The sequence below is a fragment of the Pseudovibrio sp. M1P-2-3 genome, assembly GCF_031501865.1.
GTDB lineage: Bacteria > Pseudomonadota > Alphaproteobacteria > Rhizobiales > Stappiaceae > Pseudovibrio > Pseudovibrio corallicola.
Genome location: NZ_JARRCW010000001.1, coordinates 136,098 through 157,914 on the forward strand (window position 1 = coordinate 136,098; position 21,817 = coordinate 157,914).

At 50.1% G+C, this 21,817-nt stretch carries 23 protein-coding genes; 9 read left to right on the forward strand and 14 right to left on the reverse strand.

The features are described 5' to 3' along the window. Positions 1-68: 68 nt before the first annotated feature. From P6574_RS00600 to P6574_RS00615, 4 genes are all read right to left on the reverse strand, one after another. Positions 69-401, reverse strand: coding sequence for a potassium channel family protein (locus tag P6574_RS00600; RefSeq protein ID WP_310618470.1), 333 nt, complete (start codon positions 399-401; stop codon positions 69-71). A 310-nt stretch (positions 402-711) separates the two neighbouring features. Beyond that, a complete protein-coding gene (locus P6574_RS00605) occupies positions 712-1,665 on the reverse strand; it encodes a zinc ABC transporter substrate-binding protein (protein ID WP_310618471.1) in 954 nt (317 codons plus the stop codon). An 80-nt stretch (positions 1,666-1,745) separates the two neighbouring features. Further along, positions 1,746-1,874: a hypothetical protein gene (locus tag P6574_RS00610; RefSeq protein ID WP_310618472.1), complete on the reverse strand. Its 129-nt coding sequence runs from the start codon at positions 1,872-1,874 to the stop codon at positions 1,746-1,748. A 127-nt stretch (positions 1,875-2,001) separates the two neighbouring features. Beyond that, positions 2,002-3,378, reverse strand: a complete 1,377-nt coding sequence (locus P6574_RS00615; protein ID WP_310618473.1) for a glutamate decarboxylase — start codon at positions 3,376-3,378, stop codon at positions 2,002-2,004. 182 nt (positions 3,379-3,560) lie between these two features. On the opposite strand from P6574_RS00615, the gene P6574_RS00620 reads away from it, so the two are divergent. From P6574_RS00620 to P6574_RS00630, 3 genes are all read left to right on the forward strand, one after another. After that, positions 3,561-4,670 (forward strand): ATP-dependent DNA helicase, encoded by a 1,110-nt coding sequence (locus P6574_RS00620; RefSeq protein WP_310618474.1) that lies wholly within the window; start codon positions 3,561-3,563, stop codon positions 4,668-4,670. A gap of 23 nt (positions 4,671-4,693) precedes the next feature. Beyond that, positions 4,694-5,179, forward strand: a complete 486-nt coding sequence (locus P6574_RS00625) for a GNAT family N-acetyltransferase (protein WP_310618475.1) — start codon at positions 4,694-4,696, stop codon at positions 5,177-5,179. A 112-nt stretch (positions 5,180-5,291) separates the two neighbouring features. Continuing rightward, positions 5,292-7,706, forward strand: a complete 2,415-nt coding sequence (locus P6574_RS00630) for a Tex family protein (RefSeq protein ID WP_310618476.1) — start codon at positions 5,292-5,294, stop codon at positions 7,704-7,706. Between the two features lie 115 nt (positions 7,707-7,821). On the opposite strand, the gene P6574_RS00635 is transcribed toward P6574_RS00630, so the two are convergent. Then, positions 7,822-8,487 (reverse strand): OmpW/AlkL family protein, encoded by a 666-nt coding sequence (locus P6574_RS00635; RefSeq protein WP_310622074.1) that lies wholly within the window; start codon positions 8,485-8,487, stop codon positions 7,822-7,824. Between the two features lie 201 nt (positions 8,488-8,688). Here P6574_RS00635 and P6574_RS00640 point away from each other — a divergent pair, with 201 nt between their 5' ends. After that, the gene (locus P6574_RS00640; protein WP_310618477.1) at positions 8,689-9,150 is read left to right on the forward strand and encodes a GNAT family N-acetyltransferase; all 462 of its coding nucleotides are present in this window, start codon (positions 8,689-8,691) and stop codon (positions 9,148-9,150) included. A 138-nt stretch (positions 9,151-9,288) separates the two neighbouring features. Here P6574_RS00640 and P6574_RS00645 read toward each other — a convergent pair whose 3' ends face one another. The 3 genes from P6574_RS00645 to P6574_RS00655 all read right to left on the reverse strand — a co-directional run bounded on the left by P6574_RS00645 (position 9,289) and on the right by P6574_RS00655 (position 12,200). After that, positions 9,289-10,395: a class I SAM-dependent methyltransferase gene (locus P6574_RS00645; protein ID WP_310618478.1), complete on the reverse strand. Its 1,107-nt coding sequence runs from the start codon at positions 10,393-10,395 to the stop codon at positions 9,289-9,291. A 121-nt stretch (positions 10,396-10,516) separates the two neighbouring features. Next, positions 10,517-11,626, reverse strand: a complete 1,110-nt coding sequence (locus P6574_RS00650; RefSeq protein WP_310618479.1) for a class I SAM-dependent methyltransferase — start codon at positions 11,624-11,626, stop codon at positions 10,517-10,519. 184 nt (positions 11,627-11,810) lie between these two features. Continuing rightward, positions 11,811-12,200: a nuclear transport factor 2 family protein gene (locus P6574_RS00655; RefSeq protein WP_310618480.1), complete on the reverse strand. Its 390-nt coding sequence runs from the start codon at positions 12,198-12,200 to the stop codon at positions 11,811-11,813. A gap of 45 nt (positions 12,201-12,245) precedes the next feature. Here P6574_RS00655 and ftrA point away from each other — a divergent pair, with 45 nt between their 5' ends. Beyond that, entirely contained in the window at positions 12,246-13,301 is a 1,056-nt protein-coding gene (ftrA, locus tag P6574_RS00660; RefSeq protein WP_310618481.1) for a transcriptional regulator FtrA, read from the forward strand. A 159-nt stretch (positions 13,302-13,460) separates the two neighbouring features. Next, a complete protein-coding gene (locus P6574_RS00665) occupies positions 13,461-13,622 on the forward strand; it encodes a hypothetical protein (RefSeq protein ID WP_310618482.1) in 162 nt (53 codons plus the stop codon). Between the two features lie 213 nt (positions 13,623-13,835). On the opposite strand, the gene P6574_RS00670 is transcribed toward P6574_RS00665, so the two are convergent. After that, positions 13,836-14,612, reverse strand: coding sequence for a peptidoglycan-binding domain-containing protein (locus P6574_RS00670; RefSeq protein ID WP_310618483.1), 777 nt, complete (start codon positions 14,610-14,612; stop codon positions 13,836-13,838). 266 nt (positions 14,613-14,878) lie between these two features. On the opposite strand from P6574_RS00670, the gene P6574_RS00675 reads away from it, so the two are divergent. Further along, positions 14,879-16,213, forward strand: a complete 1,335-nt coding sequence (locus P6574_RS00675) for an amidase (protein WP_310618484.1) — start codon at positions 14,879-14,881, stop codon at positions 16,211-16,213. 52 nt (positions 16,214-16,265) lie between these two features. Here the strand turns inward: P6574_RS00675 and P6574_RS00680 are convergent, their stop codons facing one another. The 4 genes from P6574_RS00680 to P6574_RS00695 form a co-directional block, all read right to left on the reverse strand. Further along, a complete protein-coding gene (locus tag P6574_RS00680; RefSeq protein WP_310618485.1) occupies positions 16,266-16,925 on the reverse strand; it encodes an SDR family NAD(P)-dependent oxidoreductase in 660 nt (219 codons plus the stop codon). A 61-nt stretch (positions 16,926-16,986) separates the two neighbouring features. Further along, positions 16,987-17,205 (reverse strand): DUF6500 family protein, encoded by a 219-nt coding sequence (locus tag P6574_RS00685; protein ID WP_310618486.1) that lies wholly within the window; start codon positions 17,203-17,205, stop codon positions 16,987-16,989. A 102-nt stretch (positions 17,206-17,307) separates the two neighbouring features. Further along, a complete protein-coding gene (gene cynS, locus P6574_RS00690; protein ID WP_310618487.1) occupies positions 17,308-17,748 on the reverse strand; it encodes a cyanase in 441 nt (146 codons plus the stop codon). Between the two features lie 72 nt (positions 17,749-17,820). Continuing rightward, positions 17,821-18,663: a formate/nitrite transporter family protein gene (locus P6574_RS00695; protein WP_310618488.1), complete on the reverse strand. Its 843-nt coding sequence runs from the start codon at positions 18,661-18,663 to the stop codon at positions 17,821-17,823. A gap of 121 nt (positions 18,664-18,784) precedes the next feature. Between P6574_RS00695 and P6574_RS00700 the strand changes: the two genes are divergently transcribed. Together P6574_RS00700 and P6574_RS00705 are read left to right on the forward strand one after the other, a co-directional pair. After that, positions 18,785-18,919: a hypothetical protein gene (locus P6574_RS00700; RefSeq protein WP_310618489.1), complete on the forward strand. Its 135-nt coding sequence runs from the start codon at positions 18,785-18,787 to the stop codon at positions 18,917-18,919. Positions 18,920-19,191: 272 nt separating this feature from the next. After that, positions 19,192-19,836 (forward strand): DUF1906 domain-containing protein, encoded by a 645-nt coding sequence (locus P6574_RS00705; protein WP_310618490.1) that lies wholly within the window; start codon positions 19,192-19,194, stop codon positions 19,834-19,836. A gap of 130 nt (positions 19,837-19,966) precedes the next feature. Here P6574_RS00705 and P6574_RS00710 read toward each other — a convergent pair whose 3' ends face one another. Further along, complete coding sequence (locus P6574_RS00710; protein ID WP_310618491.1) at positions 19,967-21,760, reverse strand: DEAD/DEAH box helicase; 1,794 nt, start codon at positions 21,758-21,760, stop codon at positions 19,967-19,969. Positions 21,761-21,817: the final 57 nt, after the last annotated feature.

Here is a 21,817-nt window from a genome sequence, read left to right on the forward strand (position 1 = left end):
TTTAAAAATTATAAAGCCCCGCTTCTGGCGGGGCTTTTTTTGTTTTAAGGTTGTAAAAGCTGTGCTTATCAAGTGAGCCTTTTACTCAAAATAACTAGCTCACGGTTTATTTCTGTCAGCTCTTGCTGGAGTGCTTCATAGTCTTGAGCAGTTGTGTCTGGTTGATCCGTAAAAAAGAACCGTTTGACCACTTCGGCAGTGAACATTGCAAATAGGCCAACACCTGTAATCATGAGAAAAATGGAGATGAGGCGGTCAATCAGGCTAACAGGGTAAAAGTCACCATAGCCAACGGTCGTAACCATTACAAAAGCCCACCACAAAGCATCCCCGATGTTGTGAATATTTGCCTCCTCTATCCCTTTTCCCGCCTGTAAGATCGCCAGTGCGCCAAACAGCATCAAAAGTCCCGCTGTCGCACTTCAAGTAGAAACTACAAACCTTTGCCTAACCGCATTGACCTTAGAGCGTATCGCCGAAAAGTGGATATTGGTTTTCGGGTAAAGATACGCGGTTAAACAATAGGTAAAAGCAAGTGAGATGTTTCAATAAAACGTCTCACTGCTTGAGTTGATAAGTTCGGGGCAACGGGTGTTTTGCAGTGCCCTTAATTAGATAGGGCTAAAATCAAAAATAAAAGCGAAACCATCGGATCTTTGCGGGGTGCCCCGCAAAGGTTTCCTTGTATGCTCGCAAAATGCTATTTGATGCTCAAGCTTTTGGCTCTTCCAAACATTCGACCATTTCGCGGGCGATGTCCTGCATCATCTCCGGATAGAGGTTGGGACCGGGCTTGAGTTCAGAACCAAGTGGGTCAAGAACGGCAGTTTTGGCTTTTGTACCCTCAAGCAACAGTTTTACATAGTTGGATTTGAACTGGATCTCGGAAAAGAGACAGACGACACCGGCTTGATTAATTTTATCCTGAATTTCATCTAGGCGGCGGGCTCCGGGTTGGATTTCAGGGTTAAAAGTTAAAGATCCCAATGCAGGAACATGATAGCGGTCCTCGAAATATTCATAGGCATCATGAAAGACAAAATAGGGTTTTCCCTCCACTGGCTTCAACTCTTTTGCCAATGAGATATCCAGAGCATGTAACTGTTTGCGTAGCTTTTCACTGTTGTTTTTATAAAGGCCTGCGTTGTCCGGATCAGCTTTGGCAAGGCTTGTTTCGATTTGTGCCGTCATGGCAATTGCGTTGCGTGGGTCCAGCCATATGTGGGGGTTAATGTCATCGTGGTCATGACCGGCATGATCGTCCACTACGCTCAAGGCATCCTCAACCTCGCTATTTGCTTCGAAAAGCCCGCCATGTCTGAACTTGTGCTCGATAAGTCCGGGTGAGTTGATGAGTTCAACGGAGGTTGCGTGGGTTGCCAATACTGAAATCGGCTTTACTAAAGATGTTTCAAGGGTTGGACCAATCCAGAAGACCAGCTTTGCATTCTGGAGCTGAGACGCCTGAGAGGGTTTGAGGGCAAAGTCATGGGGGGAAGCCAATCCGCTTATAAGAAGCTTTGGTGCGCCTGCCCCTTCCATCACTGCCGAAACGAGAGAGTGAACAGGCTTGATGGAGGCGACCACATCAACATCGGCACTGGCCGATGCTGTCATCAACAGGGCAGTGGCAAAACTTGCGAAACTGGTTTTCACAGTAGACATTCAGAGTATCCGGTTTGTAATGTTATATTATTACACTACAGCAAACCAGATGCACAGCTTCCTGTCAATCTATGAGCAAGCTACCTGATTACAAACTGGCACACGTAAAAGAGGAGGTAGAGTGTTCCAGCGAAACCAGTGGTAATTGCAAGTGTTTTCAAGAGATTATCAGCACCACGATAGAGCATATTTGTTCTTAGGGGTTTCATGCCATGCCTCCTGCCAAAAGATGACTGGTTTTACCTAGGGAGTATCACTGATTCAGCCGAAAGCACGCATCCGTTAATTTACGTAGTGCGACTTTCTGCCCATCATGATGGCACGAGTGTTTTTCCACTACCCATGGGAAAAACTAGGGCCTGCCTCCGAGTGTTTTACGGGGTGCCGTTCAAGGTACTCAAGTCCCTTTTCAATATCATCCATCAAGAGGTCTGCCAAGTCATGGCTCACTCCATGTCGGACCATGATTCTCTGAACTACCACATCCTCGGAGTTGGCGGGCAGGGGATAGGACGCGATCTGCCACCCGCGAATACGGACACGCTCCGACAAATCGTAGAGCGTAAACTTCTTCTTATCCGGCTGTTTGAGTTTATAGCAAACGCACGGGAGCGCCCCGTTGCCATTATAGAGGATTTCCAGATCATCAAGCTGGGCCAGCCGGTCAGCAATATGCTGGGCTACTTCAGCGCATGCTTGTTGAACGTCTGTATATCCGCGAAGGCCAAGCCGAATGAAGTTGTAGTATTGCACGATCACTTCACCACCCGGACGGGAGAAGTTAAGTGCAAACGTGGGCATATTCCCGCCCAGATAATCCACATGGAAGATCAGGTCTTCGGGCAAGTCATCTTGAGTGCGCCAGATAATCCATCCAACACCAAGTGGAGCAAGGCCGAATTTGTGTCCGGAGGCGTTGATTGAACACACGCGAGCCAGCCGGAAGTCCCAGTTCACTTTCTGGTGTAGGAATGGCGCAATAAATCCACCGGATGCTGCATCCACATGAACAGGAATATCAAGGCCGGTGGTCTTATGTAAATGATCAAGCTCATGGCATATATCGGCGACCGGCTCATAAACGCCCGTATAGGTCACACCCAGGGTTGGCACAACGGCAATGGTGTTTTCATCTATGTAGTCTTTGAGCTGCTTGGGTTGCATGTGAAGGTAGCCATCTTCCAGTGGAACCTGCCTTAGCTCCACGTCGAAATAGCGGGCGAATTTGTGCCAGCATACCTGAACAGGGCCACAAACAATATTTGGCTTGTCCGCAGGCTTTCCTTCTGCTTCACGTTTTGCGCGCCATTTCCATTTCAAGGCAAGCCCGCCCAGCATGGCAGCTTCACTGGAGCCTGTTGTCGAACAGCCAACGGTGGTCTCTGCATCGGGCGAGTGCCAAAGATGTGCAATCATGTGGACGCAACGCGCTTCGATTTCCGCTGTTTGTGGATATTCGTCCTTGTCGATCATGTTCTTGTCGATGCTGTCCACCATGAGCTTTTCCACTTCAGGCTCCACCCATGTGGTGCAGAAGGTCGCCAAATTCTGCCGTGCGTTGCCATCAAGAAACAACTCGTCGCGCACATATTGGTAGGCTTGAGCTCCAGAGAGAGACCCTAAGGGAAGCTCTTTTTTGGAAAGGCCTTTGCGCGCCCTGAATGCGGAATAAATATCCCTGTTAATCAAAGGAGGAATCATATGAATTGGCATCGGTGCTCGCCCCGGACTAAGTGTCTTTGTGGGGCAGGCTAAAGGATGCGGCTGAAATTGACGTAACCTAAATGGCAAAAATGCTTCTTGCTTTGTGAACCTCTTTTAAAAATATTGGGACGGGGAAAGCTTCATGGGTTAAGAAGGTAGCCCGAGATTCCAAGAAGCCCAAGGATTGACGAATGGATTGGTCGCCGCAACAGGATCAGGCCCTAACTGAGACAGCAGATTGGCTGCGCAAAAAAGGTGGCAAGCAGGTGTTTCGCCTGTTCGGCTTTGCCGGTACGGGCAAAACAACGCTGGCGCGACATCTTGCCGAGGGGATTGACGGGGATGTGGCGTTCGGAGCGTTTACCGGCAAAGCTGCCCATGTCTTGCGCCAGAAGGGCTGCGCCGATGCTTCCACAATCCACTCTCTCATTTACCGCCCTCGTGCCAACAAAAATGAAGAGGACGAGGAAGAGGCTGGCCCGCAGTTTGCAATTAACCGCGATAGTCCGGCTGCAAAGGTTGATCTGATCATCATTGATGAATGTTCCATGGTGGATGAAGACCTTGGGCGCGACCTGCTTTCCTTTGGTAAAAAGGTGCTGGTGTTGGGTGATCCTGCCCAGTTGCCGCCGGTAAAGGGCGGCGGATTTTTTACAGAGGCAGAACCTGATGTAATGCTGACAGAAGTTCACCGTCAGGCACAAGATAACCCCATTGTACGCATGTCCATGACTATTCGCGATGGCGGAGAGCTGGAACTGGGCGAGTATGGTGAGAGCAGGGTCATCAATAAACGCCAGATCGACAAGGAACAGATTCTGGCCTCCGATCAGGTGCTGGTTGGTACCAACAAGACCCGCCGCCAGTACAATGGCCGCATTCGGGAACTCATGGAGTTCACTACCCAAATGCCTGCGGTTGGGGATAAACTGGTTTGTCTGCGAAATGACAAAACCAAGGGGCTCTTGAATGGCGGTCTCTGGACCGTGAAACGTCTTCGCCCGCCTCGGGGCAACACAATCCGCTTTGATGTGGCCTCAGAAGACGACACTAAAACCAGCGTCGCAGTAAAAGTCCTGCCCGCCATGTTTGAAGATGGCGGTGACCAGCTCCCCTATGCCATCCGCCGACGTGCGGATGAGTTCGACTTTGGCTATGCACTCACCGTTCACAAATCACAGGGCTCCCAGTGGGATAATGTGGTTCTGTTTGATGAAAGCTGGGCTTTCCGCGAACATAAACAACGCTGGCTCTATACCGCTGTAACTCGCGCAGCCGAGCAGATTACGGTGGTGCGGTAGCCTTGCACTATTAAGGGAGAGAGATGTCTATTCGGGTCTTTAACCTCTGTGAAAAGCCTGAACTGGTTCACGCCGTGGCACAGTGTGCGTGGAGTGAATGGGTGTCTCACTGGCAGGAATCCGGCAAAACCCATGAGGCGCTGCTTGCAGACAAGAAAAGACATCTGGCACCTGACAGCCTACCCACCACATTCGTTGCATTGGAAGATGATCAGTTTATCGGGTTTGTGTCTTTAATTGAGGAAGATGTGAGCCGCTGCCCCGAACTGGTGCCGCAGGTCGCTTCTCTTGTAGTTGAGCCCCGGTTTCGAGGTCGCGGTTTTGCCAAACAGTTGCTGGAGGCGGTAGTTGACCATGGTCACGCTCGAGGCTTCAGCAGCATCTACCTTTGTGCAGCGCCAAGCCTCAGTGTTTTCTATAGGAACTATGGATGGCAGTTGATTGATGAGGATGCTGATGGGCTCTTTGTATTTAAAAGGGTGGCTTTTGAGAGTACAACTCTTGTGTGAAGTTGTCTTTTGGTCCTTTTGCTGCCGCAATGGGCAGCGTAGTTTCAATCTGTCGGGTTAGGTGGTTTGTCCACCGCCGAATTTTATTTCAAGTGAACCCCTGCGAGTTTCCATGACTGACGTTGCCAGCGCTTCCGCTAGTTCTTCCAAATCCTCCAAAGTATCTCCTGAGGTTGCCACGCGAATTTCCCGCGCTATTGCCGGAGAGATCGGGTGTAGGGCTGAGCAGGTGAGTGCTGCCGTTGGGCTGCTGGATGAAGGCTCCACCGTGCCGTTCATCGCCCGTTACCGCAAAGAGGTGACAGGGGGGCTGGATGATACCCAGCTGCGCACTTTGGAAGAACGGTTGATTTATCGCCGCGAGATGGAAGACCGGCGCACCGCCATCTCCAAGTCAATTGAAGAGCAGGGCAAGATGACGGCGGATCTTGCAAAACAGATATTTACTGCAGAAAGCAAGTCCACGCTGGAAGACCTGTACCTGCCATACCGCAAGAAACGCAGGACTAAAGCTCAGATAGCCCGTGAAGCAGGCTTGGAACCTCTTTCTGACCTGTTGCTGAGTGATCCGACAAGGAATCCGGAAAAGGAAGCGGCCAGTTTCATTGACGCAGAAAAGAAGTTTGCTGATGTGAAAGCTGTTCTGGACGGTGCCCGACAAATTCTTATGGAGCGTTTTTCTGAGGATGCCCAGCTGGTTGGTAAGCTGCGTAATTACCTTTCTCGCAACGGACAGGTGAAAGCCTCCGTTGTCAAAGGCAAGGAAGAGGAGGGGGCCAAGTTTTCCGATTATTTCGAGTTCGGAGAAAAGTGGCAGAAAATCCCGAGTCACCGCGCACTTGCGCTGCTGCGCGGACGTAATGAGGGGATTTTGTCCCTTGATCTTGTGGTGGATGAGGACGATCCCTCGCCAGTCAAACCCGTAGAGCAGATGATCGCCAATTCGGCGGGGATAGCAGACAGAGGCCGCCCCGCAGACAAATGGCTTGGCGAAGTTGTTCGTTTTGCATGGAAGGCAAAGATAGCGCTGCACTTGGAAGTGGACTTGATGGGGGACCTTCGGATGAAAGCCGAGGAAGAAGCCATCAATGTGTTTGCCCGCAATTTGAAGGACCTTCTGTTAGCCGCCCCAGCCGGTCCACGTGCTACGCTGGGCCTTGATCCGGGTATTCGCACCGGCGTTAAAGTTGCGGTGGTGGATGCCACAGGTAAGCTGGTGGACACAGCAACCATCTATCCGTACCAGCCAAAAATGGATGTGGTCGGTTCCATGGCTACCATCAAGGCGCTGATCGCCAAGCACAATGTAAGCCTGATCGCCATTGGTAACGGCACAGCCAGCCGCGAGACAGACAAGCTTGCCGCCGACGTTCTTAAGGAAATTCCAGCGGACAAACGCCCCACTAAAGTGATGGTGAACGAGGCAGGCGCCTCTGTTTATTCCGCTTCGGCCCTTGCTGCCAAGGAAATGCCGGATGTGGATGTATCGCTGCGTGGAGCCGCCTCCATCGCCCGCCGCCTGCAAGACCCATTGGCGGAACTGGTGAAGATCGAACCCAAATCCATTGGGGTGGGGCAATATCAGCATGATGTGAACCAGACCAGGCTGGCCCGCTCGCTGGAGGGTGTGGTGGAAGATGCGGTGAATGCTGTTGGCGTGGACCTTAACACAGCATCCGCGCCGCTTCTGGCGCATATCTCCGGCCTGTCTCAAAGTTTGGCCAGCGCTATTGTGGAGCACCGCGACACTGCCGGGGCCTTCAAGAACCGCCGCGCCTTGCTCAAAGTGCCACGCCTTGGCCCTAAAGCGTTCGAACAATGCGCAGGTTTCTTGCGTATCAGCGATGGAGATAACCCGCTGGATTCGTCCTCCGTTCATCCGGAAGCCTATCCGCTTGCCAAGAAAATCATCAAGGCCTGTGGCCGTGATCTGCGTGAGATTATGGGCTCAAACGCACTGGGTACTTTGGACCCGAAAGAGTTTACCGATGAGCGTTTCGGACTTCCCACTGTAAAGGATATCTTCGCAGAACTGGAAAAACCGGGCCGCGATCCGCGTCCAGAATTCAAAACCGCCAGTTTCCAAGAGGGTGTTGAAAAAATCAGTGACCTGAAATCTGGAATGTTGCTGGAAGGGACCGTTACAAACGTCACCAATTTTGGGGCCTTTGTAGATATTGGCGTCCATCAGGATGGCTTGGTGCATGTGTCCCAGCTGGCTGACAGGTTTGTTGACGACCCGCACAAGATTGTGAAGGCAGGGGACATCGTCAAAGTGCGCGTTGTGGAAGTGGATGTATCCCGCAAGCGCATTGGCCTGACCATGAAAAAGGACAGCGGCGAAGCGCGTGAGCAGGTGAGGGAACGCCAGTCTCAAAGCAACCAGCGCGGCGGGCGTGGTAATGGGCCTAAAGGGAGTGCACCAAAAGGAAAGGGCGGTAAACCAGCCCCTAAACAAGGCGGGACAGGAACCAACAATGCCATGGCTGCTGCTCTTGCAGCTGCGTTTAATAAACCGAAACGATAATATATGGAGAGGCGGGACCCAAAGTATGGGCTAACAGGTTCCGCCTTTAGTACCTGTCATTCGAACAGTTTTGGACGTAAATCCGTTTAAGAGAAACGGGATTTACGAGGCGCCATCAGAAGCGGTAGGTGATACCGGCACCAATCAGCCATGGATTGAGATCAGCCTCGCCTGTTAATGTGTCATTGCCAGCTTTTACCTCAAAATCGGGTTCAAGGAAGATCTTCTTCACATCAAGGTTTATGCCCCAATGCTCATCAAACATGTAGTCGAAACCAGCTTGTAGAGCTAAGCCAAATGTATCTTCAATATCAAGTTTATCTACATTCTCTCCATCTTGATTGTAGAAGATGGTGTAGTTTACGCCGGCACCGATGTACGGTTTGAAACTACCAAAGTTTGTGAAGTGGTATTGAAGGGTCAAAGTAGGAGGTAGAACCCAAGTATCGCCAACTTGCCCAACGTGTGACGCTTCACCTTTACCGTAAACTTTTGCTTTGGTTGTTCCCAAAATGAGTTCAGCAGCAATATTCTCATTAAAGAAGTAAGTGATATCCAGCTCAGGAATCACCGTATCTGAATAGGAAAGGTCTGAACCGGGAATTGCGTCAATGGAGCCGTCATCTTCTGTAATCACACCCAGAGCGCGCACACGAATTTGCCAAGGGCTTGGTGCGGCAAAGGTCTCTGCGGCAGTCTTTTCCTTCGTGTCATATAAGTCTGCTGCACTTGCTTGAGCAATTGGTGCCATGAGTGCAGTTGCGGCCATCAGGCCCATCATCCATTTCACTTTAATCTCCATTAAAAGTAGTGAGTCGATATTGCACAACTATATCTGGAGTGTTCTAGTGATTAGTACGTGGTATTAGGTCGCAGTCTGGAGACTTTGACTAAAATTTTATTAGGAGCGTCAGGCGGAACGCTTACGATCCCTCTGATAACTGATCGTATCCATGAGCAAATTGCAGACATAGGAATATATATGAGAGCTAGAAAAGCCGTTGAGGCAGATGCAGCAGAAATAAGTGTTTTCTTAGTTGAGCTTACTGCACTTGGAAAACGGAGGCTTCCAAGTGATGAAGAATATGTTCGCTCCCATTATATTTTGCATACAGACAAAATTCAGTGCACGGTTGTTGAAGATATCGATGGTTCTCTTCTGGGGCTGCAAATTCTGAAAATGGCTAGTGAGAACAACCCTTATGATGTCACGCCGGGCTGGGGGATGATTGGAACCCATGTAAACCCCAAGGCAGGGCGACAGGGTGTTGGAAAGCTATTGTTTTCGGCCACTATTGAAGCTGCAAGAAATGCAGGGCTACAGAAAATTGATGCCACAATAGGCGCCAGTAATCTGGAAGGGCTTGGCTATTATGAGGCCATGGGATTTCGGAGCTATAAGACCTCAAAGGATGTTATCAGCAAATGCCTTGAGTTGAACTAAGCGGCCCCTCGTTTTAATGGAAACACTTCACCGCTTTAACTCATTGCCTGCGCGTATCTCTATCAGGGAGATACACTGTCATAACTACACCAGTTTACGAGTATTGACTCTTCAAGGGAGGAGTAGGCCGTGTATGGCTTACTCTCCTGTATAAGTCAGCAACATTGCGACGCTCACGTAATGGAACTGGTAGCGATCAGGGTACTGGACAATAAGTTCTTCCGATCGTTTAAACACGGCCTCAACAAGCTCTTCTGCCCTCCCGGTTTCTTCCAGTGCCTCTTTGAGAACGGCTTCCATGAACGCCCGGAAGAAGTTTGTCATTTGGTGGGCGTATTGCTCCACATTTCCATCCTTCTTGAACTGCTCCACAAACGGGAGCTGCACCTCATAGGATTCCGTTCGTTCTATTTTAAAGGCTGAAGCGAACTTGCCGGTTCCAGCTGTAACAGGGGCCAGCAACTGATCCAGTGTTCTGAACGTCACTGGGTGGTAGTATCTCTCATAGATGTCCCGGGAGATCTCTCCTTTTTCCACCAGTTCTATCAGGGCGTCATTTGGGGCTTCGAATATTGTTAGCGCGTTCTTGATCCTATCGTCTTTCCCAAAGACCTGAACAAGAAGTTTGCCGCCACTCACCAGCTCATGCGCGCGTGCCTGAAGAAACAGCTCCAGATCATTGTGAGCGCACTGCAGAAATGTACCAAAATGCTCTTCATTCGCATTTTCTACATTCAAGGTGGGGCGTTTTTTCGCGCACACAATGTGGTTTTTAATTCGCTCAACAGGGCGATGAGAAAGAAAACCTATTGCATTAAAAGTTGTAATCAAGTGCGCGGAATGAGCTGGCAAGAGCTGGTCATACATGGAGCCGCTGACGATCCCGCCAAAAACTAAAGGGTCGGTAAATGGAGGTGTGGACCTATACCCCATAGCCTCTAAAATTTTGGAGTAATCGTTGCTTGGTAGGTCGCTTTCAACAATGGAAATGGGGCCGGAGTGGTTTTCGCGCAAAGCTTTGACAACATGATCCAGCATCCGCATGGAATTACCACCCTCAGAGCAGCCAATGTCAACAAGGCGGAACTGTGTTTCCGAAGGCAGCTCTTTGACTGCCTCCCCTAACCATGGAAGAACGTGGGCAATTGTATTCCATTGTGGCGTGGAGTTTTTATCGTAGAATTGTTGACCAACCATTCCAGCTGTTGTTGCCTTAATGGGGGAATTAGCCGCTTCGTTGCTCATCTTTGCTCTTCCCGATCGTGGGTTTCTCCAATGTTCAGTCTAAAAGTCTATGGTTCTCAAGTTAAAATATAATGGTAGATGAAGAGCCTTTATGGGTGTTTTCAGATCCTGTCGTTTTGGGCTATCTGCCTTGATCACCCAAGTATGTCAGAAGTATTGCGTGGCAGTGAAATTGGAATTCGTAGTGCTTTGGTGATTGGTAGATAATCTCTTCAATTCGCATGTAGACGTCTTCCACAAGCTGAGTAGAATGATCCGTAGTTGCCAAGGCATCGTACAGGTCACTTTCCGTATAAGCTCGCACGAAATTGGCCAGCTGGTGCGCATATTCAGATGTATTGTTATCCCTTTTAAACTGAACGACTGCTGGTACATCTACATTATATGTTTCAAAACGGTCCACATGAAACAGATGTGAGAACTTCCCTCCCGTTGTAACTGGGGCCAAAAGTTCAGCCTGATCTCTAAGATAAGAGGCTCGATAGAACTTTTCATAGGTATCTCGCGGTATTTTCCCCGCTTCCACCAGTTCGATCAGTGCTTCGTTTAAAGTATTTGTCGGGGCAGGGTATTCTCCAAACTTGGTACTTCTTGCAAAGCACTGCACCAATAATTTGCCCCCTTTAACGAGCTCGAAGGCCCGGGCCTCAAAGAATTGTTCCAAATCCAAACGGGCCTGCTTGGCACAGATTTCGAACTCCTTGGCTGTAACCTTACCTTTTCCGGAAGGTGAGGGAATTCCGCCAGGGATTATGTGGTCCTTTATTCTCTCGGCTGGGCGGCGAGACATATAGGCAATTGCATTGAAGGACATGGCCAAATGAGTTGAAGCTGGCGGGAGCAGTTGGTCATACATCGAGCCGCTGACAACACCTCCAAATACATGGGGGTCTGTGAAGGGAGGGGCTGACCTATGCGCAATTGCATTCAAAATTGCCGTGTAGTCATTGCTTGGCACATCGCTTTCTACAATTGAAACGGGACCTGAATGCTTCCGGCGCAAATTATCTACAATAAACCCCATAGCGCGCAAGGAGTTGCGCCCCTCAGCGCAACCGAAGTCAGCAACACGCACATGTTCGGCGTCTGGCAGGTCTGCAACCGCCTCTTCCAGCCAGGGGAGTATGTGGGAGATGCTGTTTGATTGTGGGCCAGAGTTCTTGTCGTAAAACCCGCCACCACGCATGCCACGGGTTGCCGACTTGATAGTCTGGGCAGAAGGGAGGCTCATAGCACTTATCCTTTTTGAGGGAGCTTGAGTTTTCCTAAGACTAGTGTGGAAGGAGGGGGGGCTCAAATTAAGTTATATAAATGTGAAATTATGAATAACAGCATGTGTCGTGAGGGGGCGGAAAGTCCGGATGGATGCGCCGGATTTTTGCCCCCTCATTGGTGGAGAGATGGTTAAGGAGCAATTAAGCGCTTCCAGCCTCTTCCCTAACGTTTTCAAGGTGCCAGATTTTTGAGACAATTTTCCACCCTTCTTCCCCCTTCACAAATCCAAGGTGGTCAACAAACACGTTTTGGTGAAACCGTAATCTGACCTTAACAGTGGCACTGATGGGGGAAAGCCAATCTATCAGAAGGACCTCATCCTCCCGTTCTTGCCCTTTGCTCGCGGGGGAAGTACGGGAGCCAACATCGCGGATATAGCTTTCAATGGGTTCAACGAACAGCCTCCCTTCATCAGCATCGAAAAGGCTGGAGGTTTTATGGAAAACTGCATCGAGCATCTTTGTGTCACAAAAGTAGAGCGCGTCGAAATATGTTCCTACAGATTTTAGCAGGTCGTGTTGTTTGTTCATTGTCACATCCGTTGTTGTCTTTCATGGATACTTGGCAAAAATTCCATGATAGGTGAGAATGCGCCACGCCGTGCTGCGCCAAATTTGAGGGAAAAAATGCCAAAACGAGATGCGAGAGACTTTCGGAGCTCACCAGTTCGTGTTGCTGCTTTGGTCTATGACAACCTGTGTACTTTTGAATATGGCATAGTGTGCGAGGTATTTGGTTTGCCACGGCCGGAACTGGGCGGAGACCTCTATCACCTCTCCACCGTGGCAGTTGAAAGTGGCCCCATCCGCGTAGTTGGCGGTATACTGGTTGAAGCTTCGGGTACTCAAGAAGACTTGTTGAAGGCTGACTTGATTGTTGTTCCTGGATGGAAGGGGAAGGATGAACCCGTTCCGGAAGTACTTTGCCAGATAATCAGCTCTGCCCATGCTCGCGGAGCAAGGTTACTCTCTATTTGTTCAGGGTCTTATGTTCTGGCAGCATCAGGGGTTCTGGATGGAAAGCGCGCCACAACCCACTGGCAGTACGCGCAACATTTTAGTGAAAAGTTTCCTAAAGTGAGCGTTGAAACCAATGACCTTTATGTAGATGAGGGGAACATCATAACCTCTGCTGGAAGTTCAGCGGGAATTGATGCCTGCCTGCACGTTGTGAGGAAGGATTATGGTTCGAAAGTAGCCAATTCCGTAGCTCGCCGTCTTGTCATGCACGCACACCGGCAAGGTGGGCAGGCACAGTTTATCGAACAGCCCGTGCCAAAGGACACAAACAAACACAGCCTTTCAATGCTCATGGACCGTCTTCGTGAAAACTTGTCGGACCTTCACGATATTGAGACCATGGCTCGCGTTGCTCAAATGTCCTCAAGAACGTTTCAGAGGAAGTTTCTCGCACTCACTGGCACTCCTGCCAAACAGTGGCTGATACAGGAGCGGGTGGCCAGATCCTGTAGTTTGTTGGAAACGACAAAATTGGCATTAGAAACGATCAGCTATGAAGTGGGGTTTCCAAATGCCGAGGCAATGCGTTACCACTTCAAACAGTCCCTTGGAGTAACGCCGAAAGAATACAGAAGAGTTTTTTCTGCAAAATATAATAATGTGTATGTGTAATTCTTATATGAGAGGCTCGATGCCCTCATTTTCTTTAACATTAAAGTTATTGAAAGTTATTTTTATTTCGCTGTGGTTGTAGGCATTATCCTTTTCGGAATACAGCGAGAAGGAATAGACTCATGGAAAATAAGCAATTTCGCATGCAAGTTTCTTGCAATGTTCAAAGGAAACCTTCAGGTGTTGTCTCCAGTAAAACTCCACCTGGTGAAGGTTCTGGCGGTGGTGGAAGTGGTGGCTGGGGCGGGGGCGGTGGCGGTGCTGGCTGAACTGGCAGTGATCCAGCATAAATACAAAAGGGTAACTCAGCCTAGTGATTAACAAACAGGGAAGACAGTTTTAATACCGTCTGGAGCGGTATTAAAGGTATGAAGCGTGAAGCATTTGTCGTTGCGCTACCGTAAAGCTGTCCTCCCGCCCAAAGTAGTGAGACGTTTTATTGAAACAGTTCAGTGCTTTAAGCTATTGTTTAGGCGCGTACCTTTAATTAGAAAACGGTATCCACTTTTTGGAGATACTCTCGGTTCTCAGGTTCTACTCATCTCCATAAAAGGCATAGGCGCCTTGCATAATATAGGTTCCACAGGCAAAGCCAGCCACCAAGCCGCCACCTAAAACAAGAGCGCCTCTTTCATAGGTTACAAAGGTAAAGCTATTTTGAAGTTGCCCGGAAAGGCCATCCTCATAGGTATGGATAGGATCATAACGAATGGGCCCGCGCTCCATAATTGCGTTTACCTCGCAGATTTTCCTAGAGTTGGAGCCATTAGTTGAAGCGAGAAATGTGACTTTATAGTTGTGCCCTTGCTTTGAAACTATGAGTTCGCATGAATCTTTAGGCTTCCCCGGTGGGGTTTGATATTTATGAACACAGCGGCTGCCCCAGTTGCCAATGAAAGGGTCCCCTTCTTCAAAGGTTTTAGGCCTTGCTGCAGAAGACGCTACATTTGAGGTCGTTTGAGTGTTTAGTTGATGCTGTACACCTTGATAGGGCGTGGGAAGTTTGGGCCGAGCCTGCGCTGCTTTTTGAGAAAGAACAGCGAACTGCTGTGCTGTTAAATAGCCCGTGGCCGGGAAGTGGTTATCCAGTTGGAAACGGGTGATAGCCACTCGGGTGGCTGCTCCCATGCGCCCATCGCTTGCATCTTGAAAATAACCAAGAGTGTGTAACAGGTCTTGTGTATCAATGGTACGCCATTGGGTTGGTACGCCCGAGTTATTATAGATGCTTTGCGAATAAGCAGGGGAGAGCGGGAGGCTGAAAACCATCAGGGCAAGTGCCCAAGATAACTTTGAAGGCAAACTTAACATGCAACCTGTTCCAACCTCTATATCCTGACCAACGGCTCTGGAAACTCCGATGGACAACAATCTGGCGTTCCAAGCGGTACCTTTACGCCCTTTTGGGTGGAAGTTGAAGTATAAATTGCAATTTAAAGTTTAGGTAATTGTGCCTTGCTGCTTGCGGGTTTTCTAACGGGTGCCAGTAACGCTCGCCCTGAAGCATTTTTCCATTGCATTTTGGGAGCGTTCGCGGCATCAGTGAGCGCTTGTTGTAAGCTCCTGAGGAATTCATCATGACCACTTCAAACCCTAACAAGCCCCAGCAAAGTCTTTTCTTTCGCGCAGAAGATGCTGCGCGGCGTGGCATTGACAGGGTTATGGACCTTGATGAAAAGGAAGCCTCCAAAATTTTCACCCGATTTGATGCGCAGAAGATCATGGCTCAAGCGCGGGCCTTGGACAAGAGCGCTAGCCGTTTTGCCTCCCGCCCCGCTTTGCTTGGTAAAACAGTTTCCGTCAAAGACCTTTTTGAAGAAGAGGGCGAAGTGACAAGCGCGGGGTCTCCCTACTACCTCTCCCGCTATCCGGCGGGCAAGGATGCTCGCGTTATTGCGCGGGTGAAAGCCGCCGGCGCTTTGCCGTTTGGCCGCACATCCATGAGTGAATTGGCTTATTCTGGTCTGGGGCTTAACCCTTACTGGGGCCACCCTGCCAATGCCATTGATCCGAAACGGATTGCCGGTGGCTCGTCTTCCGGTGCTGCGTTGAGTGTCGCCTATGGCTTGTGTGATGGAGCACTGGGTACTGACACAGGTGGTTCCATTCGTGTTCCAGCAGCACTGAATGGAATTTTCGGCTTCAAACCTACACGCCAATCTGTTCCCATGGATGATGTTTTCCCTCTTGCCAGCTCGTTTGATTGTGCTGGCCCTCTTGCCAGCAGTCTGGACCTGTGCGCAGAGCTGTATGGGGTCATCAGTGCGCAGCCGCGCCCTGCCGCTCAGTATGATCGTGTGGAAGGGCTTCGCATCGGCCTGCTTGAAACGGTGATGATGGAAGATCTCGATTGTAAGGTTGCCAGTGATTTTCACCGTTCAGTTGAGAAACTAAAAGCCGCTGGAGCCGAGATCACTTCAGTAGAAGCACCGATCCTCGTGGAAGCGCTTGAAGCCATGCGTATGTTGGTTGGAGCGGAAGCCTATGCTGTGCACCAAGCACATATAGAGGGGTTAAAGCAGCTGGGGGATGAGGATATCATGTCCCGCCTGCAACGGGGTGAAACTTTCAATGCCCAGCAGCTATCGCAGGCGCAAACACTGCGCCAGCAGGCTATTGAGGCCTATGAGACGCTGGCGGCTGACTATGATGTGTTGATCGCACCAACGGTTGCCGCCGCAGCGCCAACCATTGCAGAAGCTCTGGAGGATTTTGCAACACATAATCTGCGTATGCTGCGCAACTCCTCCATTATCAATCTGGTGGATGGCTGTGCTGCCACAGTCCCAATGCATGAGCAAGGTACACTTGGAACCGGATTTATGGTGATAGGAGCAGCACGCAGCGACTGGAAAGTTCTTGAGCTGGCGGCTTTGATTTCCGAAGAAGTGACTCCCGGCAGCGGCTGTTAATCAAACGACTGTCTTTTAGGGCAGCTGCATGCTTTCTATCGCAAGGTGAGGCTTACCACGGGAATGGCTTTCTATCACGAAAGAAGCCTCCCGTTGGCCCACCTTCGTGAAGGGTTGCCAACCAAAGCGCTGTGTCGGCCCCCTCTTCAGGGGTCCGTATGGCGCTTTCCCCTCCCATTTGGGTTCTGACCCAACCGGGGCACATACTGTTGATTTTAACGGTATCAGGTAGTTCCCGGGATAAAGCCAGCGTCAGGGCGTTCAAAGATGCCTTGGCAATGCCATAGGCTCCCGGTCCTTCAAGATTGTGCGCAAATGATCCCCAGTCAGAAGATAGGTTCACAATGCGCCCGTATCCTTTTTGGATCATGGAAGGGGAGAGCAGGCCAATAAGCTCAAAGGGGCCGTGCACCATAACAGCCATACACGCCTCGAAATCCTCCGGATGCGTGAGGCAGGGGCGGTTGAATAAAACCCCCGCATTGTTCACAAGCACATCCACAGGAGCGATTTGGTCACCAATGGATTTGATGGATTCTTTATTGGAGACATCCAGCTCCACATAATCGCAGGGCAAAGCATTTGCTGCCTTTTGCGCCTCCTCAGGCTTGCGGCAGCCAATGGTCACGCTCAGCCCTTTTTCCAACAGGCCTTGCGCAATTGCGCGCCCAATACCACGATTTCCTCCAGTAACAAGAGCATGCTTGGTCACAGTTTCGGCCTCAAAGTTTCATGGAATACAGCTCTGGAACAGCGTATCACCAAACACTGGGTTACTTACCCGACAGAACCATTTCCTTAATCTTGACTGCTTTTTCAAAGTGGTCAAGCTTATGGGTCATGATCCACCATTCTGCTGCTTCCATAAGACGGTCGGGATCATCGTTTTTATTGGCAAAAAACGCATAGAAGGAAAGGCCCACCTTCTCCCCTTTTTGAGCAATCTTACTGTTGCAGACATTAACGATTTTCTCTCTGAGGCTGTCTCTCATGTGGTTCCCTTTGGGTAGACTTCAGATGTTTTGTGGCGTGCATACATGATTCTGAACAAATGAGGAACATTTCTTTGTTGAATACTCTTTTGAATGGGATGCCTACCACCGACTATAGGGGAGAAACTTGCCACTCATGACCACCTGAATTCTATCTCCCTTTTCATGGGGGATTTTTTCAACGGACATATCAAAATCAATTGCACTCATAATGCCGTCCCCGCCCTTCTCCTGAATAAGCTCCTTCAAAGTCTCTCCATAAACGCCAACAATCTCGTAGAAGCGGTAGATACAGGGATCACTGGGTATTATTTGTGCAAAGGTTTTGGTCGGGTACTGGGTAAGAGCTGCCTCCGCCGCCTCTGGTAAATCCAAAAGCTGGGTTATCTTCTTCGCGTTCTCAAGTGGAAAGCTGTTCATCCCAAGACAGGCGGAAACGGTGAAAACTTCAGAAAGGCCTGCGACTTCGGCAATCTGAGACCAGCTCAAACCGGTTCTACGCTTACGCTCAAAAATAAATTCGGTTACCTCAAGTTTATTCATGTTTTTTCCTTGGGGAAGTGTCAAGGGTAGGGTGTTCCGGCTGAACAAACATGCCAACCGGAAAACAGAGGTTTATTCAGCAGGGGCAGCGTAGCCATCAGCAGCAGGTTCTGAGTGCTTAGCAGCGCGTGGAAGGTGTGTTGCGTATAAGGTTAAGCCAACAAAAGCCAAACCACCCACAAGGTTTCCGATGACCGTGGGAATCTCGTTCCAGAGCAGATAATCCATGACGGAGAAATCACCACCAAGCATCAGACCGGATGGAAACAGGAACATGTTTACAATGGAATGCTCGAATCCCATATAGAAGAACAGCATAATGGGCATCCACATGGCGATGACTTTGCCTGAAACGGAGGTGGACATCATCGCCGCTACAACGCCTGTTGAGACCATCCAGTTACATAAAACCCCGCGGATAAACAAAGTCAGCATGCCAGCAGCGCCGTGGTTTGCATATCCTACTGTGCGTCCTTCACCAATGGTGCCGATTTTTTGCCCCACTGCGTTTGGAGCCTCGGAAAACCCGAAGGTAAAGATGATGGCCATCATCACTGCCACGGTAAAGGCTCCGGCAAAGTTGCCGCAAAACACCAGTCCCCAGTTCCGCATAATCCCCTGCGGGGTCACGCCGGGGCGCTTGGCGATAAGGGCAAGGGGCGCAAGGGTGAATACCCCGGTGAGCAGGTCAAAGCCCAATAGGTAAAGAAGACAAAAGCCAACGGGAAACAGGATGGCACCAACCAATGGCTGGCCCGTTTGCACGGTAATGGTTACTGCGAAGGCCGCAGCTAGGGCTAGAATTGCACCAGCCATAAACGCGCGGATCAAGGTATCTCGTGTCGACATCAGGACTTTTTGCTGTCCGGCATCAACCATTTTACCAACAAACTCGGGGGGAGGTAAGTAAGACATTGGAAATCCTTTGAGTTGAAGCAATGAAACTCTAAAAAGGTTCGTGGGCGACGCCCAGCGTTCTGTCACTTGAAACTGGGTGTGCAATGCGGCTCACGCACGGGCCTTCAGGTCGTGGGTTATGTCAGCTTTGGTGTTTGCAGCATTGCGGGTGATTGGCGCCTTTGCCGATCATGAAAATGGGTATCAAAACGAACCAAATGAAGTTGAGCAAAGACCATGCCAACGAGCATTTTTCTCGGTTGAAAACGGATAAGTTCTTAAGAAGAAAAGTGTTTTATGCCAGTGTATGAAAATGTGGCACCCATAGCTAAACCCGTGATTGCTTAAACATGCACCGATTGTAACTGGCAGTGTCCATATTGTGAGCAAAGTCTGGAGCAGTTGGGAGCTGGCGTAGCTCACCGCCCTAAACTGAAGTCCATTAAATGCACATTATTTGTATAACTAATTGTATTACATAAATAATAGTTATTTTCACATGTCCTCTACCGGTCCGTCCTTTGGGCAGTCATGAGAGGAGAAAATATGTCAAATAACTCAGAGTATGCCGTGGATACCGCAGGCAATGCTGTTCCCAGTATCAGTGCGCTCAAGCAGTACAATGTAGTCGCTGTCGGGCGATACCTCTCGCTTAGTGCATGGAAACGGCTTTCGGAGGGAGAGGCGCAACAACTTCTTGATGCCGGTCTGTCTTTGTTTACCGTTTATGAGGATGCAAATAATGCCGCTTCATGCTTCACTTCCGCGCTGGGCGAGAAAGATGCAAAAGTTGCTATAGACCAGGCGCAGAACATGATCGGCCAGCCTTATGGAAGCGGTATCTACTTTGCAGTTGATTACGATGCCTCTCAAGAGGATTACGAGTCCCACATCAAACCGTATTTTGTAGCTGTAAATCAAGTGTTTCGCAGTCAGGGAAACCCGTTCATTGTGGGCGCTTATGGCAGCGGTCTCATCTGCTCCAACCTTCTTTCAGATAACTTGACCAAATACACTTGGCTCAGCATGTCTAAGGGGTTCAGCGGGTACAGCGAGTTTTTGGGCAGTGGACAGTGGAACCTCAGCCAGCAGTACTGTCAAGAATCTCAATCCTTCGATACAGACTTGATCAATCCGGAAAAGCCAAACTTCGGTGCCTTTGACCGAATTACCATGCCTGCTGCCCAGTGAAATTTTACGGCAACAAAAAAGGCGGGAGAGTTCCCGCCTTTAAAGAGTTTAGAGCACGTTGCATTCACGCTGCGCACTCTAACTTTTATATTGTTATCGTTTGATTGAATCCAATCAAACGGAACACGCTTTAGCTTTCAGGAGCAGCTGAGCGACGCTCACCACGTTCACCGCCGCCACGTTTTCCGCCTTCACGGCGATCACGGTTGCCATTGCCGCCTTTGCGGTGGCGATCACCACCACCACCACCTTTGCGGTTGAAGCCGCCACGTTCTCCGCCACCCTTGAAGTTCTTGCGAGGTGGCCGACGTCCGCTGCCACCACGGTCAGGATTACCTTCAATACGGGTAATGGTGATGTTTTTCTCACCAGTGCCGTGGGTTTTGATCGCTTCAGCGAACTTGTCTGCCAGATTGCCTGGAAGTTCTACACGGCTATCAGCGTCAAAGATGCGGATAGAGCCGATATCCTGTTTGGATACATGGCCGGCACGGCAGATCATTGGCAGCAACCAACGCGGGTCGGCATTGTGCTTGCGACCAACGTTCATGCGGAACCAGACGCCGTCTTCGAACTTATTGCGAGACTTGCGCTCTTCTGTAAAGTCGCCGCCGCCTGCCAGCAGCTCTTCAGGAGCTGGAAGGTCTTTTTGCAGCTGGCGCAAATATGCCGCTGCAATGTTGTCAGCGCCGAACTTTTCAAGAAGTTCTTTTACTGCTGGTGCTTCGTCTTCATTCGGCGCTGTTGTCAGCACATCAGAAGCAAAGAGACGTTGACGGTCTTTGTCTACAATTTCGGTTGCAGTTGGAGCTGGAGCCCAATCCGCTTTCACCTTTGCAAAGCCCAGAAGGCGAACAGCTGAGCGGCGACGTGTGTGTGGTACGATGAGGGTACACACACCTTTACGGCCAGCACGGCCTGTACGGCCAGAACGGTGCAAGAAGGTGTCGGAGTTGGTTGGCAAGTCCGCGTGGATCACGAGATCAAGGTTCGGCAGATCAATACCGCGGGCAGCAACATCGGTTGCCACACAAACGCGGGCACGGCCACTGCGCATTGCTTGAAGTGCGTGGTTACGCTCGTTCTGGCTCAGTTCACCAGACAGTGCAACAACGGAGAAACCACGGTTGCCCAAACGGGAGGACAGGTGTTTCACCATCTCGCGAGTTCCGGCGAAAATGATCGTGTTCTGTGCTTCATAGTAGCGAAGAACGTTGATGATCGCATTTTCGCGGTCGTTCGGAGCAACCTGCAGGGCGCGGTATTCGATGTCCTGATGCTGCTCACGCTCGGAAACAGTGGAAATACGCAGGGCGTCTTTCTGGTACTGTTTGGCAAGGTTGGCAATCTGCTTTGGAACAGTTGCGGAGAACATCAATGTACGGCGAGATTCCGGCGCTGCACCAAGAATGAACTCCAGATCTTCGCGGAAGCCCATGTCCAACATTTCATCGGCTTCATCCAGAACCACAGTGCGCAGGCTTTTGGTGGCAAAAGAACCGCGTTCGATGTGATCGCGCAGACGGCCAGGTGTGCCAACAACAATATGGATTCCGCCAGCAAGGTTGCGGCGTTCTTTGCGCATATCCATGCCGCCAACGCACGTTGCAATACGCGCTTTGGCTGGACGGTAAAGCCACTCAAGTTCTTTACTGACCTGAAGTGCCAATTCGCGGGTTGGTGCAACAACAAGAGCAAGTGGCTCTTTTGTAGACTGCAGCTCATTCTGGTCCGCAAGCAATTCTGGTGCGATCGCCAGACCGAATGCAACGGTTTTACCGGATCCGGTTTGAGCTGAAACTAGAAGATCTTTTCCATCCGCATCCGCTTCCAAAACAGAGGACTGGACGGGTGTCAAACTGGTGTAGCCGCGCTCTTCCAAGGCTGTGGCAAGCGCTGGGGCAACCCCTTCGTGAAGTGTCATATAGTTTTCTTTCGAGGAAAGTATGCATTCGACCCAATAAATGTGGGTGGAATGAGG

Excerpts from the sequence above, each read along its gene's own strand:
- ftrA (WP_310618481.1), top strand. The coding sequence starts at position 12,246 with ATGATAGGTGAGAATGCGCCACGCCGTGCTGCGCCAAATTTGAGGGAA.
- P6574_RS00645 (WP_310618478.1), bottom strand. The coding sequence starts at position 10,395 with ATGAGCAACGAAGCGGCTAATTCCCCCATTAAGGCAACAACAGCTGGA.
- P6574_RS00600 (WP_310618470.1), bottom strand. The coding sequence starts at position 401 with ATGCTGTTTGGCGCACTGGCGATCTTACAGGCGGGAAAAGGGATAGAG.
- P6574_RS00625 (WP_310618475.1), top strand. The coding sequence starts at position 4,694 with ATGTCTATTCGGGTCTTTAACCTCTGTGAAAAGCCTGAACTGGTTCAC.
- P6574_RS00695 (WP_310618488.1), bottom strand. The coding sequence starts at position 18,663 with ATGTCTTACTTACCTCCCCCCGAGTTTGTTGGTAAAATGGTTGATGCC.
- P6574_RS00655 (WP_310618480.1), bottom strand. The coding sequence starts at position 12,200 with ATGAACAAACAACACGACCTGCTAAAATCTGTAGGAACATATTTCGAC.
- P6574_RS00615 (WP_310618473.1), bottom strand. The coding sequence starts at position 3,378 with ATGCCAATTCATATGATTCCTCCTTTGATTAACAGGGATATTTATTCC.
- P6574_RS00665 (WP_310618482.1), top strand. The coding sequence starts at position 13,461 with ATGTTCAAAGGAAACCTTCAGGTGTTGTCTCCAGTAAAACTCCACCTG.
- P6574_RS00705 (WP_310618490.1), top strand. The coding sequence starts at position 19,192 with ATGTCAAATAACTCAGAGTATGCCGTGGATACCGCAGGCAATGCTGTT.
- P6574_RS00675 (WP_310618484.1), top strand. The coding sequence starts at position 14,879 with ATGACCACTTCAAACCCTAACAAGCCCCAGCAAAGTCTTTTCTTTCGC.
- P6574_RS00650 (WP_310618479.1), bottom strand. The coding sequence starts at position 11,626 with ATGAGCCTCCCTTCTGCCCAGACTATCAAGTCGGCAACCCGTGGCATG.
- P6574_RS00630 (WP_310618476.1), top strand. The coding sequence starts at position 5,292 with ATGACTGACGTTGCCAGCGCTTCCGCTAGTTCTTCCAAATCCTCCAAA.
- P6574_RS00610 (WP_310618472.1), bottom strand. The coding sequence starts at position 1,874 with ATGAAACCCCTAAGAACAAATATGCTCTATCGTGGTGCTGATAATCTC.
- P6574_RS00635 (WP_310622074.1), bottom strand. The coding sequence starts at position 8,487 with ATGATGGGCCTGATGGCCGCAACTGCACTCATGGCACCAATTGCTCAA.
- P6574_RS00700 (WP_310618489.1), top strand. The coding sequence starts at position 18,785 with ATGTCAGCTTTGGTGTTTGCAGCATTGCGGGTGATTGGCGCCTTTGCC.
- P6574_RS00710 (WP_310618491.1), bottom strand. The coding sequence starts at position 21,760 with ATGACACTTCACGAAGGGGTTGCCCCAGCGCTTGCCACAGCCTTGGAA.
- P6574_RS00620 (WP_310618474.1), top strand. The coding sequence starts at position 3,561 with ATGGATTGGTCGCCGCAACAGGATCAGGCCCTAACTGAGACAGCAGAT.
- P6574_RS00605 (WP_310618471.1), bottom strand. The coding sequence starts at position 1,665 with ATGTCTACTGTGAAAACCAGTTTCGCAAGTTTTGCCACTGCCCTGTTG.
- P6574_RS00685 (WP_310618486.1), bottom strand. The coding sequence starts at position 17,205 with ATGAGAGACAGCCTCAGAGAGAAAATCGTTAATGTCTGCAACAGTAAG.
- cynS (WP_310618487.1), bottom strand. The coding sequence starts at position 17,748 with ATGAATAAACTTGAGGTAACCGAATTTATTTTTGAGCGTAAGCGTAGA.
- P6574_RS00670 (WP_310618483.1), bottom strand. The coding sequence starts at position 14,612 with ATGTTAAGTTTGCCTTCAAAGTTATCTTGGGCACTTGCCCTGATGGTT.
- P6574_RS00640 (WP_310618477.1), top strand. The coding sequence starts at position 8,689 with ATGAGAGCTAGAAAAGCCGTTGAGGCAGATGCAGCAGAAATAAGTGTT.